Annotated in this window: 12 protein-coding genes; all 12 read right to left on the bottom strand. The window is 66.0% G+C overall.

Annotated elements, in window-relative coordinates; all coding sequences use genetic code 11:
- Nucleotide 1 precedes the first annotated feature (1 nt).
- Nucleotides 2-2,023, bottom strand: a complete 2,022-nt coding sequence (locus ACN9MW_RS10700) for a secretin N-terminal domain-containing protein (RefSeq protein WP_426170593.1) — start codon at nt 2,021-2,023, stop codon at nt 2-4.
- Complete coding sequence (locus ACN9MW_RS10695; protein ID WP_426170591.1) at nt 2,020-2,580, bottom strand: hypothetical protein; 561 nt, start codon at nt 2,578-2,580, stop codon at nt 2,020-2,022. Before ACN9MW_RS10695 ends, ACN9MW_RS10700 begins: the two co-directional genes overlap by 4 nt.
- Entirely contained in the window at nt 2,577-3,107 is a 531-nt protein-coding gene (locus ACN9MW_RS10690) for a hypothetical protein (protein ID WP_426170589.1), read from the bottom strand. The genes ACN9MW_RS10695 and ACN9MW_RS10690 overlap by 4 nt, the downstream gene beginning before the upstream one ends.
- Nucleotides 3,104-3,649, bottom strand: coding sequence for a hypothetical protein (locus ACN9MW_RS10685; RefSeq protein WP_426170588.1), 546 nt, complete (start codon nt 3,647-3,649; stop codon nt 3,104-3,106). Before ACN9MW_RS10685 ends, ACN9MW_RS10690 begins: the two co-directional genes overlap by 4 nt.
- Nucleotides 3,646-4,425, bottom strand: coding sequence for a hypothetical protein (locus ACN9MW_RS10680; RefSeq protein ID WP_426170587.1), 780 nt, complete (start codon nt 4,423-4,425; stop codon nt 3,646-3,648). Before ACN9MW_RS10680 ends, ACN9MW_RS10685 begins: the two co-directional genes overlap by 4 nt.
- Nucleotides 4,418-6,103 (bottom strand): GspE/PulE family protein, encoded by a 1,686-nt coding sequence (locus ACN9MW_RS10675; RefSeq protein WP_426170586.1) that lies wholly within the window; start codon nt 6,101-6,103, stop codon nt 4,418-4,420. The genes ACN9MW_RS10680 and ACN9MW_RS10675 overlap by 8 nt, the downstream gene beginning before the upstream one ends.
- Nucleotides 6,100-7,284, bottom strand: coding sequence for a type II secretion system F family protein (locus tag ACN9MW_RS10670; protein ID WP_426170585.1), 1,185 nt, complete (start codon nt 7,282-7,284; stop codon nt 6,100-6,102). The genes ACN9MW_RS10675 and ACN9MW_RS10670 overlap by 4 nt, the downstream gene beginning before the upstream one ends.
- Before the next feature lie 19 nt (nt 7,285-7,303).
- Complete coding sequence (gene gspG / locus ACN9MW_RS10665; RefSeq protein WP_426170583.1) at nt 7,304-7,738, bottom strand: type II secretion system major pseudopilin GspG; 435 nt, start codon at nt 7,736-7,738, stop codon at nt 7,304-7,306.
- A gap of 163 nt (nt 7,739-7,901) precedes the next feature.
- Nucleotides 7,902-11,075 (bottom strand): S8 family serine peptidase, encoded by a 3,174-nt coding sequence (locus ACN9MW_RS10660; protein ID WP_426170581.1) that lies wholly within the window; start codon nt 11,073-11,075, stop codon nt 7,902-7,904.
- 31 nt (nt 11,076-11,106) lie between these two features.
- Complete coding sequence (locus ACN9MW_RS10655) at nt 11,107-11,778, bottom strand: NF038120 family PEP-CTERM protein (protein ID WP_426170579.1); 672 nt, start codon at nt 11,776-11,778, stop codon at nt 11,107-11,109.
- A gap of 354 nt (nt 11,779-12,132) precedes the next feature.
- Nucleotides 12,133-12,489, bottom strand: coding sequence for a hypothetical protein (locus tag ACN9MW_RS10650; protein WP_426170578.1), 357 nt, complete (start codon nt 12,487-12,489; stop codon nt 12,133-12,135).
- Nucleotides 12,490-12,633: 144 nt separating this feature from the next.
- A complete protein-coding gene (locus ACN9MW_RS10645; RefSeq protein ID WP_426170576.1) occupies nt 12,634-15,798 on the bottom strand; it encodes a S8 family serine peptidase in 3,165 nt (1,054 codons plus the stop codon).
- Between the last annotated feature and the right edge of the window lie 23 nt (nt 15,799-15,821).

Genomic DNA, 15,821 nt, shown 5'->3' with positions numbered 1-15,821 from the left:
CTTACTCTTTACGCTCCGTGCTGGCAGGCGGCTGCACGGTGTTGGCCGGCGCGGGCGCCGGCGGCGGCAGCGGCTTGGTCACGCTAGACGCGGGGCCGGGCTGGGTGTTCGACAAAGGCAGCTTCTGCGGCGCGGACAGGTCGGCCGGGGCTGCTGGCGCGGCGCCAGGGGTCGGCACGGCGGTCGGCACGGCTGCCGGTGCCGCCTCCTGTGCCGGAGCGGCTCCGGCCGGGCGTGCACCCGGCAACACCACGGCCTGGCGCGGCGCGACATCAGGCTTGCGGCGGAAGTTCGCTTCGGTGCCGGCCGAGAATTCCGCGGCCGAGATTTCCGGGCGCTGCAGGTTGCGCACCAGGTGCGGCGTAATCGACAGCACGATTTCGGTTTTCTGGTTGTCGTCGGTCTGGGTGCCGAACAGGCGGCCCAGGATCGGCAGGTCGCCCAGGCCCGGCACGCGGTTGCCCGTGCTGCGCTCTTCGCTGTTGATCAGGCCCGCCAGCACCTGGTTCTCGCCATCCTTCAGTTGCAGGAAGGTGGAGGCCTGGCGCGTGCCGATCTGGTAGGCGGTGGTGCCGGTGGCGGTGGTCACCCGGTCGATCAGGTTCGACACCTCCAGCGCAATGCGGATGCCCACTTCGTTGTTCAGGTAGATGATCGGCTCCGCATTGAGCGTCAGCCCGACGTCGACATAGCTCACCGACTCCGAGGCGAAGCCGCCCGTGCCCGGCGAAATGGTGGTGGTAATCACCGGCACCTTTTCGCCGATCACGACCTTGGCTTTTTCCTTGTTGCGCACGCGGATGCGCGGGCTGGCCAGCAGGTTGGTGTCGCCGTCGGTCTTCTTGATATTGACGGTCGTGCCGAGCGCGGACACGCCGATGGTATCGCGGTTGATGGAATCAAGGTCGCGCAACCTCAGCTTGTCGCCGGCGCCAGCGCTGTTCAGCACCGACAGCCCTACCGTGTTCGGCCAATCCACGCCCAGCTTCAGCAGGCGGCTGCGCTTGACCTCCAGGATCTCCACGTCCAGCATCACTTCGGGCTCGGCCTGGTCTTGCGTGGCGATGATTTTCTCGGCCAGCTTCACCGCGTCGGCGCTGTCGCGCAGGATCACCAGGTTGAGCTTTTCGTCGGCCACCACGTCGCGCGACTTGAGAATGGTTTTCAGCGTGTTGGCGACAGTCTTGGCTTCCGCGTTCGACAGGTAGAAGGTACGCACCACCGTTTCCTGGTACTCCTTCAGCTTGGCCGCCGTGTTCGGGTAGATCAGGATGGTGTTGGCATCCATCACCTGCTGTTCCAGCTGGTTCGTCATCAGCAGGAAGTAGATCGCCGATTCCACCGTGCTGTTCTTCAGCATGATGGTAGTGCGGGCGTCGCTCTTGACGTCCTTGTCGAAAATGAAGTTCAGTCCTGATCGGCGAGAAATGATGTCGAACACCTGCTTCAGCGGCGCCTCGCGGAATTCGATCGTGATCGGCGTCTTGTAGGCCTTGGACAAGCCGCTTTCAGCCGGCGGCTGCGGCATCTGCTCATTGATCTCGCGCATCATGGCGCGGGCGCGCGCATGGTCAGGCTTCTCGGCCAGGATGGTGCCGATGCGGTTCTTCGCCGCTTCGAATTCCTTCTGCTCGAGGGACGCGCCGGCCTGCGCCAGCAGCTTATCATGGCGATCGGCCATTTCCAGCGAACGCAAGCCGGCGCGCGCGCGCTCGTTCTGCGGGTCCATCGACAGCACGCGCTGGAAATTTTGTGCAGCCGGGACGTATTTGCCCTCGTTCACGAACTGGTCTGCCTGCACCAGCAGGCGCGCGCTGGCCCGGTCGCGGGTGTCAAGGTAGGCGGAGCGGTAGATCGCGTTGTCCGGTTCCCTCCGCATCGCTTCCTGGTATTTCAGCAGCCCCGCTTCCACCTGGTCCTTTTCGACCAGGTTGCGGCCGTCGCGGTAGGCCATTTCGGCCGCGCAGCCGGACAGTGCCAGGACCAGCACGGACAGCGACAGCGTTCTCAGACTTGGCTTCACTCAATCACTCCAATATTTAACTGCTGCACCTGGTTCATGGGCAGGTAGGTCATCGTCAGGGTTGGCGGTGCAATGGCATCCACGCGGTAAGTGCCGTCAATCTGCATGCCTTTTTTCACAACAAAAGTTTGTTCGCCGCGGCCCAGGTAGACTTCCCACTGGCCGTCGGCGGCCGCCTTGCCCAGGAACTGGAACGGCAGCGGCGGCGCGGTTGGCGGCGGCGGGGGCGGCGGCTTCAGTTCCGCTGCCGTTGGCGGCGGCGGTGGCGGATTCCAGTTCTGGCCGCCGAACACCCCGTCCTTGCTCTTGAAGGAACCTTCGCCAACTTCGCCAATCAATTCTTCGCGCGGCACCAGGCGCAGGATCGATGCTTCGCCCAGCGCCCCCTTGGCCGCACTGTCCGCCTTGGTGGCGGGCGCCACGCTGGTTGCCGGGGCGCGCGCAGGCTTGCGTTCGACCGCTTCCGCCACCGTGTCGCTGGGCGCCTTGTCGCCGAACAGCACAAGCGCGGCAGCCCCCGCCAGCGCCACGCCCATCAGCATGTGGCGAGGCTTCATGGTTTCTCCTTCAGGTACAGCGTAAAGCGCATCCGCGCCTCGACCACCGGTTCGCTGATGGTTTCGCGGCGGAAGGCGATGTCGTCCAGCGCCGCGAACGGGATCGCCGACAGCGCCTGCATGCTGAACTGCCAGATATTCTGGTAGGCGCCTTTCAGCGGCAGCGTCACCTGGTAGGCGGACACGCCACTGGCCTTGTCTACGCTGAATTTGTAATCGCCCTGCTCCAGCGCCAGCCCGGTCTTGGCAGCGATGTCGAACAGTTGCTTGACCTGCTGCTCCGCCAGGCGCTTTTCGCCCAGCGTGGCATAGAAATGGGCCAGGTTCTCGTTGGCAGTTGGCGGCGGCGCCGCTTGCACCAGCACCGGCGGCGCCGGCGGCAAAGGCTCGGCTGCCTGCTGGCGCGCCTTGAGCGACCATGCCAGCGCACAAGCCCCCGCCAGCAGCAGCGCCAGCGCAACGCAGCCGGCAACGCCAAGGCGCATCGCCACCAGGCGCAGGCGCAGCAACAGGGCGGCAAGGTTCATCGCGCCCTCCATTGCACTTCCACCTGGAACCGCAGCGGGCGGTTCGGGTCCTGGTCGTTGATTTCATGGCGCAAGAGCGCCGCGCCGGCGAAGAATTCCTGCTGCTTCAATTGTTCGATGTAGCCAACCATGTCGTCGCTGTTCTTGGCCTCGGCCGTGATTTTCAGCGTTTGCTTGCGCGGGTCGGGGTCCAGCGCCAGCAAGGCCACGGCCGGCGTATTGGCGGCTGCAACGGCGTCCTGCAGGTCGCGCCATGGCAGGTTCAATTGCAGGATGGCGGCGTTGACGGCCACGGCCTGCGCTTCCGGAATCACGGTTTCCGGCTTGCGCTCCGGCGCACGCACGGCGGCGGCTTGCTTGCGCTGCTGGGCGTGCAGGCTTTCTTCGCGCAGCGCTTGCTGTTTTGCGGCCTGCATTCCGAAGGCGGCGCCGGCCAGAAGCAATGCGGCGCCCAGCGCGCCGGCAGCCAGGAAGGCCGGATGCACGCGATACAGCGTGCCGCGCCAGCTCGCAGCGGCGAAATCGATCTGCATCGGCCTCATGCTGCCACTCCCAGCGCGGCGGTGGCGATATGCTTGTCGCTGCCGGCCGGCTTTGCCAGCGCCGGCGGGATGTCGCCGCTCAACTGGATCAGCGCCGGCGGCTGAAGGCCAAGCAGCAGCGCCTCGCGCTGCGCCGCTTGCGTCAGCCAGTAATGATCGGCGCCATGCGGAATCGCGACGTGGCGCACGGCGCGCAACTTGCCGTCTTCGCAGGCCGCCAAGGCCAGCACATTGTCTTGTGCCACGCCGAACCAGGCGTCGTTCTTCAAGGCGCCGGCATGGCGGTTCCAGGCCGCCACGAAATGCGGAACGATGGCAATGACGGCCAGGCCATGCTGCGCAGCGGCGTTTTCAATGGCAGCCTTCAGCAAGCGCGGAACCGCAGCGGCCATGAAGGGGGCGGCAGGGTTCCAGTCCGCGCTGACGTGCCAGGCAGCCGGGGTTTCACCGTACAGCGTGTAAAACCGCAGCGCGGCGGCGCCCTCCAGGTCGGCCAGGCGGGCGGCCTGCACCGGCGGGGTTACCTGCCACAGCCGCACCAGTTCATCGGACAGGACAAAGCTGGCGCACATGCCGGCAGCGTCCTGCCCCGCCAGCAGCGCGGCCAGCGCGCCAGGCAAGGCTTCCGCCACGCCGGCCGGCCCTGCGGTTCCGGCGGCCAGGCCTTGCCCGGCCAGCAGTTCCGGCGCGGCCGGGCTCCAGCGACGCACGCGCAGCAGGCGCAGGGCTTGCGGCGTGACGTCGATGCGCAGCGATTGCGTGAAATTCTTAAGCATGCAAGGTCACCCGCTTGATTTCTGCCAGGGTCGTATCGCCGCGCCGCACTACTTCCAGCGCCGCGTGGCGCAGGCTGCGCGTGCCGTTGGCATAGGCGGCCGCCTTGATCTGGCGGATCGGCCGTTTTTCCACGATCAGTTCGCGGATTTCATCGTTCAGGGTCAGGATCTCGGCGATCGAACGGCGCCCCTTGTAGCCGGTGCCGCGGCAATCGCCGCAGCCCTTGCCTTCCTTGAAGTTGTATTCGTAGACGTCGGCGCGCGACAGTCCCACGCTGGCCAGTTCCTCGTCGGACGGCGTCACTTCGACCGCGCAATGCGGGCAGTTGATGCGCACCAGGCGCTGCGCCCAGATGCCGTTCAGCGCCGACACGAATGCGTAGGGATCGATGCCCATGTGGGTAAAGCGTCCGAACACGTCGAATACGTTGTTGGCGTGGACGGTGGTCAGCACCAGGTGGCCGGTCAGCGCCGATTGCACGGCGATTTCCGCGGTTTCGCGGTCGCGGATCTCGCCCACCATGATCTTGTCCGGATCGTGGCGGAGGATCGAGCGCAGGCCCTTGGCAAAGGTCAGGCCCTTCTTTTCGTTGACCGGGATCTGCAGGATGCCCGGCAGCTGGTATTCCACCGGGTCTTCGATGGTGATGATCTTTTCGCGGCCATTGTGGATCTCGGTCAGCGCCGCATACAGCGTGGTGGTCTTGCCGGAACCGGTCGGCCCGGTCACCAGCAGCATGCCGTATGCCTCCTGCGCCAGCGCACGCAAGGTCGACAGGGAGGACTCGTCGAAGCCCAGCGCTTCCAGCGTCAGCGAGCCATAGGATTCGATCATGGCGCGCTTGTCCAGGATACGGATCACTGCGTCTTCGCCATGGATGGAAGGCATGATCGATACCCGCAAGTCGATCTCGCGTCCCATCGATTCGACGCGGAAGCTGCCGTCCTGCGGCACGCGCCGCTCCGCGATGTCCAGTTCGGCCAGCACCTTCAGGCGCGAAATGATCTGCTCCGCCACGTCGATGCCGTTGACGGCCGTGGCATGGTCCAGCACCCCGTCCACGCGGTATTTGACCGCCAGGCCGCCGGCGGTCGACTCCAGGTGGATGTCGGAAGCGCCCGCCTTCAGCGCGTCGTACAGGGTTGAATTCACCAGCCTCACGGCCGGGCTGGCGCCCTCCGACACCGAGGCAAAGGACAGCACCGCAGCCGTCTTGCCGTCGCGCCGCGTGCCCTCCGCGCCCGGCACCAGGGTGTCGACGGCGCGCGCCGACTCTTCCTGCTTGGACAGGTAGGCCTGGATATCGGCCTGCAGCGCCAGCCGCAATTGCAGCGGCGCCGCCGCCGAGCAGCGCGCCTGCGTCGCCAGCCAGGTCTGCAAATCGAGGTCGAAAGGATCGGCAATCACGCCCACCGCCGCCCCCTCGTGTGAACGCAGCAGCACGCAGTGGCGCGCCATCGCTTGCGACAGCGGCAGCAGGTCGAAGGCCGGCGCGAAAGCCAGCATGTCCGCCGTTTCCAGCACGGCCAGGCCGAAAGGCTGGGCCAGCGCCCGCACCGCCATGCGCGGTTCAATGCCGGACAATTCTTCCAGCTCCTCCACCAGGCTGCGTTTCGACAACGCGCTTTGCGCGCGCGCCTTCGACAGCAGGGTTGCGTCAAGCACCGGCAAGGTCATGCCATTTCTCCGGCCAGGTCAAAAATCGGCATATACAGCAGTACCACGATAGCCCCCACCACCAGGCCGATGCCGGCCATCAGCAGCGGTTCAAAAGTACGGGTGAAGCGGTCGATCCAGCGCCCGATCTCGCCGTCGTAGAAGGCCGCCGACTGCGTCAGCATCGCCCCCATCTCACCGGTGCGCTCGCCCACGCGCAGCATGCGCAGCGAAATCGGCGTGGTCAGTCCGTTGGCTTCGAAGGCCGACGACAGCGGCAAGCCCGCCTCGATCATGGCGCGTGCGCCCTGCAGGCCCTCTTTCACATTGGCCGACACCATGGCCTGCACCGTGTCCACCGCATTCAGGATGGTGATGCCGCCTTCGCTCAGCATGCCCAGCGTCAGGTACAGGCGCGACAACTCGTAAATCTTCACGCGTTCGCCCACGCCCGGCAGGCGGGCCAGCAGGCGCGCCATGCCGCCGCTGCGCACCAGCTGGCGCACGCCAAATACCGCGCTGCCGATCGCCGCGGCAATGCCGGCCAGCAGCGGCAGCGTATGCGCGGCCGCAAACTGGCCCCAGCTCAGCATCACTTGCGACATCCACGGCAGGTTGCGCCCCGCGCCCTGGTAGACCTCGGCAAAGCGCGGCACCACATAGGCAATCAGGAACAGCGACACGCCGCCGCCCACCAGCAGCAGGATGCACGGATAAATGGCCGCGCTCACCAGCTTGGCGCGCACCAGGTCCACCCGCTGCTGGTAATCGATAAAACGTTCGAGCGAGCGCGGCAGGTCGCTGGTGCCTTCGGCCGCCTTGACAATGCCCACATACAGCGGCGGGAACAATTGCGGCTGGTCCGCCAGCACCGTGGAAAAACGCTGGCCCTCGCGCAGCCCGGCCAGCAGGCGTTCCAGCACGCCGCGCGTGGCCGGCGCCGATTCCTTTTCCAGCAACGCTTCCAGCGCCTCCACCACGCCCAGGCCGGCGTTCAGCAGCGCCAGCAGCTCCTGGCTGAACAGCACCAGCGAGAGCGCCTTGGCTTTGCCTGCGCGCAGGCCGGCGCTGCGCGGCGTGATGGCGCTGACAAACAGGCCGCGCGCTTCCACCTGGCGGCGGGCATCGGCCTCGTCGCGGCCGTCGACCACCATCTGGCCGATAGCCATGTCCGGCGACAGGGTGCGAACGTCGAACTGCATAATCCAGTCTGCGCTGTTCTTACTGGGCGCCGATGTCGGCGTTCTCGCCATCGCCGCCCGGCTGGCCATCCTTGCCGAGGGAGATGATCTCGTATTCAGCCTTGGCGCCCGGCGCCTTGTACTGGTAAGGACGGCCCCATGGATCGGCCGGCACAACCTTCTTCAGGTAGGGGCCATTCCATTTGGCGCCCGCCGTGGCCGGCGCCGTCAGCAGCGCAGCCAGGCCTTCTTCCGTGCTCGGATAGCGGCCGACATCCAGGCGGTAGGTGTCGAGCGCCTTGTCGAAGGCTTCGATCTGCGCCTTGGCGACCGTGACTTCGGATTTACCCAGCTGGGAGAAATATTTTGGGCCAACATAGGCGGCCAGCAGGCCGATGATGACGATCACCACCAATAACTCAAGCAGGGTGAAGCCGGTGGCGCGGCGCTGACCTTGAAACTTTGCTACTTGCATCCGGACGACTCCTATGATGACCGCTGAAGAAACTCGCAAGCCTACCATGCGGTTTAAGTATTCAACAACATTTTGCGCAATAGTGTGTGTCTTTGCAGTCAATGGCAAAAAAAACCGCCCGGACGGCATGCGTCCAGGCGGTTTTTCACTCAGCCAGCCGCAATCAGTCCTGCAGCTTGGCCTGGGCGCGGTCCGAGTCCGCCGCCGGCACGGTGGCGCTGCCGGTGTTCACGTTGACCAGGGTGGTCGCCTGCACGGTGCCGCTCAGGTCCTGGAACTGCACGCCGCCGACATAGCTCTGGTTCTCGTCCAGGCCGGCCCAGCTCACGCCCACGATCGCGTTGGCGCCGCTGTACACGCGGCCTGGCAGGGCCGCTGTGAACTGGCCGCCGCTGTCGCCCGGGGTCACGATCCACGATGCCAGCTTGTGCTGCATCGCTGCCGGGTTCTCGCCGCCGTAAGCCACCACGCACACCTTGTAGTTGCCAGCTGCCGGCGATGCCACCTGCACCGCTTCGGCGCTGCCGTCATGGCCGGAATAGTTCCAGCTGCCATCCGGCGCCAGCATGCCCAGGTCATGGTCGTCGCTGGCGTTGCCGGTATCCTTCTGGAACAGTGCGAAGCGCGCCGCTACCGCGCCGGCCGGGATGGCGACGTTGTAGACCTTGACGTTGGCGGTATCGGCGCCGGCCGCGCAGGCCGTCTTCAGTGCCGCCGAGCTGAGGCCTTGGGCAGCCAGCGTGACGCTGTCGCCGAAGGTGGCCGCTTTCAGGCCGCCCTTCAGCGCCGTCATGCGGCCGCTGAAGGTGGTGCGCACGGTGAACAGGCGGGTGCCGTCAGCCTTGTCGCCAGTCATCAGCGCCGGCGCAATGACCGGCTTGGCGGTGCGGGCCTGGATCGGGCTGCGCACCACGTGGTTGCCATCGCTCCATACCAGGCTGCCGAACTGCCACACGGTTTCCGGCGCCGTGGTGCGGGTCAGCTTGACGGTGAAGCTGCCGGTGGCGCCAGGCGCCAGGGTCAGCGTGGAAGGCGTCACCACGGTGCTGAAGCCGGCCACCGAGGCGCTGGCATTGTAGGTGGCCGTTGCGCCGCCCACATTGGTGACCTTGCGCCTGATGGTGACGCTGTTCTGGATCGCGCCGGCCGTGATCGATGCCAGGTTCAGGTTGTAGGTCTCATCCAGCGTGCCGTAGGTGGTGCAGTCGGAAGCCGGCTGCACCAGTGCGCGGTTCACTTTGCACTGGTAGGACACCAGTTCCGCCTTGCCCATGTCGTACACCAGGCCAGGATCGTTGGCCTTGTTCGGCGCCACATGGCCGGCACCCTGCGACCATGACAGCTTGCCGTTTTGCGCGCCTGCCAGGCCGTCGTCCAGCGTATCGTATGCCGTGGTCATCAGCGCCGACTTGATGGCCGCTGGCGACCAGTCCGGATGCGCTTGGCGCAGCAGCAGGCCGAGGCCGGCCACGTGCGGGCTGGCCATGGAAGTGCCCTGGATCGACGCATAGGCTTGCTGGCCCGGCGCGCCGGCTGCCACCGCTGCCGTTTCGGCAGGGTTCAGCGGTGCCGCGTAGCTGGCAATGATGTCCACGCCCGGCGCGGTTACGTCCGGCTTCAGGATGTTGCCGTCGCCCATGTTCGGGCCGCGCGAAGAGAAGCCGGCCATGACCGGCGCCGGCTTGGTGCCAGGATAGAAGGCGCTCAGGGAGGCGGTAGCGCCGGCAGCTTGCGCCACGGCGTAGGCCTTGATGGCGCTGCCGTCGGCGGCGCTCACGTGCACGGTTGGCACCGAGTGGATCTCGCTCACCAGGCCGGTGCCGTTGTCGCTCAGCACCATGCCGACGCCGCCGGCGTTCAGCACGGCCAGGCTCTTGTCGACGCGCGCGTTGTTGCCGCGGGTGCAGATCACCACCTTGCCGGCCACCTTGGCCGGGTCCAGCAGCACCTGGCCGGCCGGCGGCGCGGCGCTGAAGCACAGGCTGGCGTTGCCGCCGCCCACGCCTGCATCTTCGGCGCGGATCAGGGCCGTATCGGGCAGGCTGTTCAGGTTGTTGGAGGCGCCGAAATACTTGCTGCCGTTGCCCAGCTTGACGTCGGCCTGGAACTTGCGGTCATGGGTCGATGCGCCCACGGTGGTCAGCCATGGGCTGATGTGGGCCACGGTATTGGCCGGGCCTGCGTTGCCGGCCGACGCAGCCACGAACACGCCTGCCAGCGAGGCGCGGTAGAAGGCCTGTTCAACGGCATCGCCGGTGCTGGTCTGCGAACCGCCGATCGAGAAGTTGATCACGTTGACGCCATCCTTGACGGCGTCGTCGATCGCTTGCACAGAGTCCGAGTTGTAGCAGCCGTTGTTGACATTGGTGCCGTCGGCTGCGCCCTCTTCGGCCGTGCTCCAGCACACCTTGTAGGCGGCCACGCGGGCGCGCGGCGCCATGCCGGAAGTCAGCCCCATCGGAATGCCGCCGATGGTGGCCATCACATTGGCGTTGCCGGCTGCGGTCGACGCGGTATGGTCGCCGTGGCCGCCGTGGCCGATGGCATGGCCGTCGGTGCCGGAGCTCGAATCGCGCGGCGAGAAGTATTCAGTCCAGTGTTTCGGCTTGCGGGTGGCCAGGAAGCCGGAGTTATAGAACTTGGCGCCCACCAGCTTGTTGTTGCAATGCTGGGCCGGGTCAAAGCCCTCGCCCGCCACGCAGCCGCCCTTGAAGGTCGACGGCGGCGCGGTGTAAGCCAGGGTGCCGGCCGGGTCGAAGGTCGGCACCTCGTTGGCATCGACACGGTCGGCAAAGGCCGGGTTTTCCGGCCAGATGCCGCCGTCGATCACGCCGATCACCAGGTTTTCGCCCTTGACCTGGCTGCCGCCGGCAAATTGCGACCACAGGCCATTGATGGTGCTCAGGCCCAGGAAGCGGGTAGTGGACACGGTGTCCATGCGGCGCACGGCGTCGGCCTGCACGTCGGCCACGGCCGGATTGGCCTTGAGCGCCAGCACTTCGGCATCGGTCAGCATCACGGCAAAGCCGTTCAGCACCACGTCATAATTGCCGACCACGGTCGGATTGCCGACGCTGGCCAGCACTTCATCCTTCTTGGCGCCCAGGTAGCTGACGTAGTTCTGCACCTTGGACGAGCGGTAATCGAAGACTTCGCCCTTGGCCGGCTGGGTGGCGGCCAGGCCGGTGACGCCGCCGGTATAGGTGGCGGCCGGCTGGTCTTGCAGTTGCACGATATAGGCCTTGCGCTCTTCTTGCGCGGCGGCGGACAGGGTAAAGCTGGACAGCAGCGCCAGCACTGCCAGGGCGGCTGGACGGCGTTTCAAATTCAGTTTCATGGAATCTTTCCGGTTCAGGTTAGCGGGAGGTTCAGCGCACGCGGCGGCGACGGCTGGCCAGGGCGAGGCCGCCCATGCCAAGGCCAAACAGCGCCAGGCTGCCCGGTTCCGGGATAGTCGCAATATCGTCGATCGCAAAGTTCGCCATGCCGGCGCCGCGGAAGCATTGGCCAACGTCGTCGCACTGCAGGCCGAACACCAGCACGGAGTTGTAGTAATCGGTCAGCTTGCCCAGGTTGAAATGCTGGAAGCTGAACTGGCCATCTTCCGGCGCGGCCAGGGCCAGGCGCACCAGCGGGCCCAGTTCCTTGCCCGCGGCATCAAAGCCCTGCAGCAGCAGCTGGCCGGCCATGTCCGGGAAGCTCTGCTGGCCGGCGCCCACGAAGCTGGCGTTCAGGCTATCCAGGCGGAAGGAAGTATTGTCATTGCGGCCGAAATAGAAATAACCATCGTCCAGGCCGGCGTAATACTGGCTGGGATTGTTGACGGGGCAACTGGCCGAGACGCACGTTTCCGGCTCGCTGCCTTTGACAAAGACCCCCACCAGATCGCCCAGCTGGCTACCGCCATAGGCTTCCATCCAATAGTCGCCAATCTGGACATGCTGGCCAGCCGTCACCCATGGCGATTGCGGCTTGCCCTCGAAACTCAAGGTTCCTGCCTGGGCGAGGCCGCCAATGGCCAGCGTTGCCGCCAACATCATTTGACCGAATGCTTTTCCTGCGCGAGGTGCTTGATTATTAAAAAATTTCAACTTCGATTCCTCTGCGAATTATCATCATGACAGGCGATGGCAGAACTTTTGCTCCGCACCGCCCGGCTCCACTACAACACGGTTGCTTATCGAGCAACTTTACTTGTGGAAAATTTTCTAACCACAAGTTGCCGGTAGGAAGCATATTTCATGCCAAGGAAATAATTATCAAAAGAATCAATATGTTATCTTGGCAAGATTTATTTAACCACAAAAAGTGTAAAGATTTCCGACACTTTGCATACGAATGCACGACAAAAAGCCGACACTTGGCCGGCTTGGTCGGGGGAGGAAGAAAGGAGGTCAGCGGTCCAGCGCGCCGCCCAACTGGCATTTGCCGGCCACGCAGGCAGCGCCGGGATCGGCCATGAAGCGGCAGTCGCTGGCCATGCCCGAGCGGGCATTGGCATCGCTGCGCTCCTTGCGGTAGCGCTCGGCGAGCTGCGCGACCTTGGCGGGGTCGCTGCGCACAGTGGAATAGGCAAGGTAGCCTTCCGGCCCGCCGCAGGATTTGGCGCCGAGCGGCACAGTCCGGCACTGCTGGTCGCTGTCGCAGCCAGCATCGCGGCCCATCGCGCGCAACTGCGACAAGGTGTCGGGGGTGGCGTGGCTGCAGGCAGCGGCGCCCAGGCAGGCCAGCAGGATGGCAAACTGTTTCATGACATATTGCTCCAAAGGCGATGGCCTATCATCGGCCCCGCCGCCCGCCCGGTCAACCGTGCCGGCAGCCCGCCGCAAAAAAAAAACCGCCCTGGCATGCGCTGCTGCGCATGCCAGGGCGGAGCTGATGCCTCCTACCAGGCCTTAGTCTTTCAGCTTGGCAGCCGCCACGCGGTCGGTCTCGGCAATCGGAACGGCCGCGGTACCGGTGTTGACATTGACCAGGGTGGTCGCCTGCACCACGCCATTCAGGTCCATGAACTGGGCGGCGCCGACATAGCTCTGGTCATTGTCGAGGCCGGACCAGCTGACGCCCACGGTGGTGTTGTTGCCCGCCACCACCTTGCTCGGCACTGCCACCACGAACTTGCCGCCAGCGTCGGCCGTGGTCACGACCCACGATGCCAGCTTGTGCTGCATGGCTTGCGGCGTCGTGCTGCCGTATGCCACCACGCAGACATTGTAGGTGCCGGCCGCAGGTGCTGCCAGTTGCACCGACTCGTTGCTGCCGTCGTTGCCGGAGTAGCCCCAGGTGCCGCCTGGCGAGAGCACGCCCAGGTCATGGTCGTCCGTCGCGCCGGAGTCCTTGCCGAACAGGGCGAACTTGGCAGCCACGGCGCCGGCCGGGACGCTAACCTTGTAGACCTTGACGTTGGCCGTATCGACTCCGGCCGTGCACAGGGTCTTCAGGGTGGCGGAGTTGATCGCCTGGGCTTCCAGGGTCACGGCATCGCCATAGCTGGCCGCCTTCAGGCCACCCTTCGCATAGCCCATGCGGCCGGAGAAGCCGGTCAGGACCGGGAACAGGCGGCTGCCGGAAACCTTGTCGCCGCTCAGCATGGCGGGCGCCGTCACCGCCTTGCCCACCTTGGCCTGCACCGGAATGCGCACGCTATGGCTGCCATCGTTCCAGGTCAGGCTGCCGAACTGCCAGGCGTTGGCAGGGGCGCCGTTCGGGGTCAGCTTGACAGTGAAGCTGCCGCTCTGGCCGGTCGCCAGCGTCAGCGACGACGGCGAAACCACTGCGGTGAAGCCTGGCAGCACCGCGCTGGCGGTGTAGGTGGCTGCCGGGCCCACATTGGTCACCTTGCGGCGCACCGTGGTGCCGACGCCGCCCAGTGCCGAAGCGACCGTGATCGACGGCAGGTTCAGGTTATAGGTCTCGTCCAGCGTGCCAATGGCGGTGCAATCGGCTGCCGGCACGGCAGGCCGGTTGACCTTGCACTGGTACTGCACGTAGTCGGCCTTGCCCATGTCGTACACCAGGCCCGGGTCGACCGCCTTGTTCGGATCCACATGGCCGGCGCCCTGCGACCATGGCAGCAAGCCGTTCTGCGCGCCGGCCAGGCCGTCGTTCAGGGTCGAATAGGCGGTGGTCATCAGGGCCGATTTGATGGCGGCCGGCGACCAGTCGGGATGCGCCTGGCGCAGCAGCAGGGACAGGCCCGCCACGTGCGGGCTCGACATCGACGTGCCCTGGTAGGACTCGTAAGCCGCCGGCGGCACGAAGCTGCCCGCCACCACCGCGTTGTGCTGGGCCGGTGTCAAGGCTGCCGACACGCTGGCGATGATGTCCACGCCGGGCGCGGTCAGGTCGGGCTTGAGCACGTTGGCGTCGCCCATGTTCGGCCCGCGCGACGAGAAGCCGGCCATGACCGGCGCCGGCTTGCTGCCCGGGTAGAACGTGCCGATGGCGCTGGTGGCAGCAGCGCCCTGGGCCACCGCATAAGCCTTGATGGCAGCGCCGTCGGCGGAGCTGACATGCACGCTCGGCACCGAATGCGCCTCGGCCACCAGGCCGGCGCCATTGTCCATCATGATCATGCCTGCGCCGCCGGCGTTCAGCACGGCCAGGCTCTTGTCCACGCGGGCGTTGGTGCCGCGGGTGCAGATCACCACCTTGCCGGCCACCTTGGCTGGATCGAGCAGCACCTGGCCAGCAGGCGGCGAGCTGCTGAAACACAGGCTGGCGTTGCCGCCGCCCACGCCGGCATCCTCGGCACGCACCAGGGACGTCTGCGGCAGCGCATGGGTGTTCAGCGAAGCGCCGGTGTACTTGACGCCGCCGCCGGTGGTGGCGTCGGCCACCAGGCTGCGGTCATGGGTGGAAGCTGCCACCGTGGTCAGCCACGGGCTGATGTGGGCCACCGCGTTGGCAGGACCGCTGTTGCCGGCCGAAGCGGCAACGAACACGCCCGCCAGCGAAGCGCGGTAGAAGGCTTGTTCGACCGGGTCGTTGACCGTGTTCTGGGCGCCGCTGATCGAGAAGTTGATGGCGTTCACGCCGTCCTTGACGGCGTCGTCGATGGCCTGCACCGAATCGGAATTGAAGCAGCCGTTGGAGGCGCCGGTGCCGTCGTCGGCCGCCGGATCGTCATAGGTCCAGCACACCTTGTAGGCGGCCACGCGCGCACGCGGGGCGATGCCCGATGCCGGGCCCATCGGGATGCCTGCCACCACGGCAGGGACATTGCTGTTGCCGGCCGCGGTGGAGGCGGTATGGTCGCCATGGCCGCCATGGCCGCTGCTGACGCCATTGCTGCCGACGTTGGAATCGCGCGGCGAATAGAATTCCGTCCAGTTCTTGGGGCGGCCGCTGGCCAGGAAGCCGGCGTTGTAGTACTTGGCGCCCACCAGCTTGTTGTTGCAGTGAGTGGCAGGATCAAAGCCCTCCCCGCCCACGCAGCCGCCGGTGAACGTGGCCGGCGCCGCGGTGTAGGCCAGGCTGGCGCCGGCATCGAAGGTCGGCACGCCGTTGCCATCGACGCGGTCGGCGAAGGCCGGGTTTTCCGGCCAGATGCCGCCGTCGACGATGCCGACCACCAGGTTTTCACCCTTGACCTGGCTGCCGCTCGCAAATTGCGACCACAGGCCGCCGGCGGTGCTCAGGCCCAGGAAGCGCGGCGTCGAAATCGTTTCCATGCGGCGCACCGAATCGGCTTGCACGTCGGCCACGGCGGGATTGTTCTTCAGGGCCAGCACTTCGCTGTCGGTCAGCAGCGCGGCAAAGCCGTTCAGCACCACATCGTAATTGGCAATCACGGTCGGATTGCCGACGCTGGCCAGCACGTCGGCCTTGCGGTCGCCCAGGTAGCGCACATAGTTCTGCACGTTGGGATCGCGGTAGTCGAACACCGCGCCTGGCGCCGGCTGGGTAGCCGGATAGCCGCTGATGCCGCCGACATAGGTCGTCGCCGGCTGGTCGCTCAATTGCACGATATAGGTTTTGCGCGCCTCTTGCGCGCCGGCGCTCACGGCCAGGCAGGACAGCACGGCCAGCACCGCCAGTGCCGCAGGACGCAGTTTCATGGTCATTTTCATTTGGATTCCCG

Source organism: Pseudoduganella sp. R-34, assembly GCF_049904655.1.
In the GTDB taxonomy this organism is placed as follows: Bacteria; Pseudomonadota; Gammaproteobacteria; order Burkholderiales; family Burkholderiaceae_D; genus Rugamonas.
Note: the sequence above shows the minus strand (reverse complement) of the source record. Positions and strands in the feature narration are given on the sequence as shown.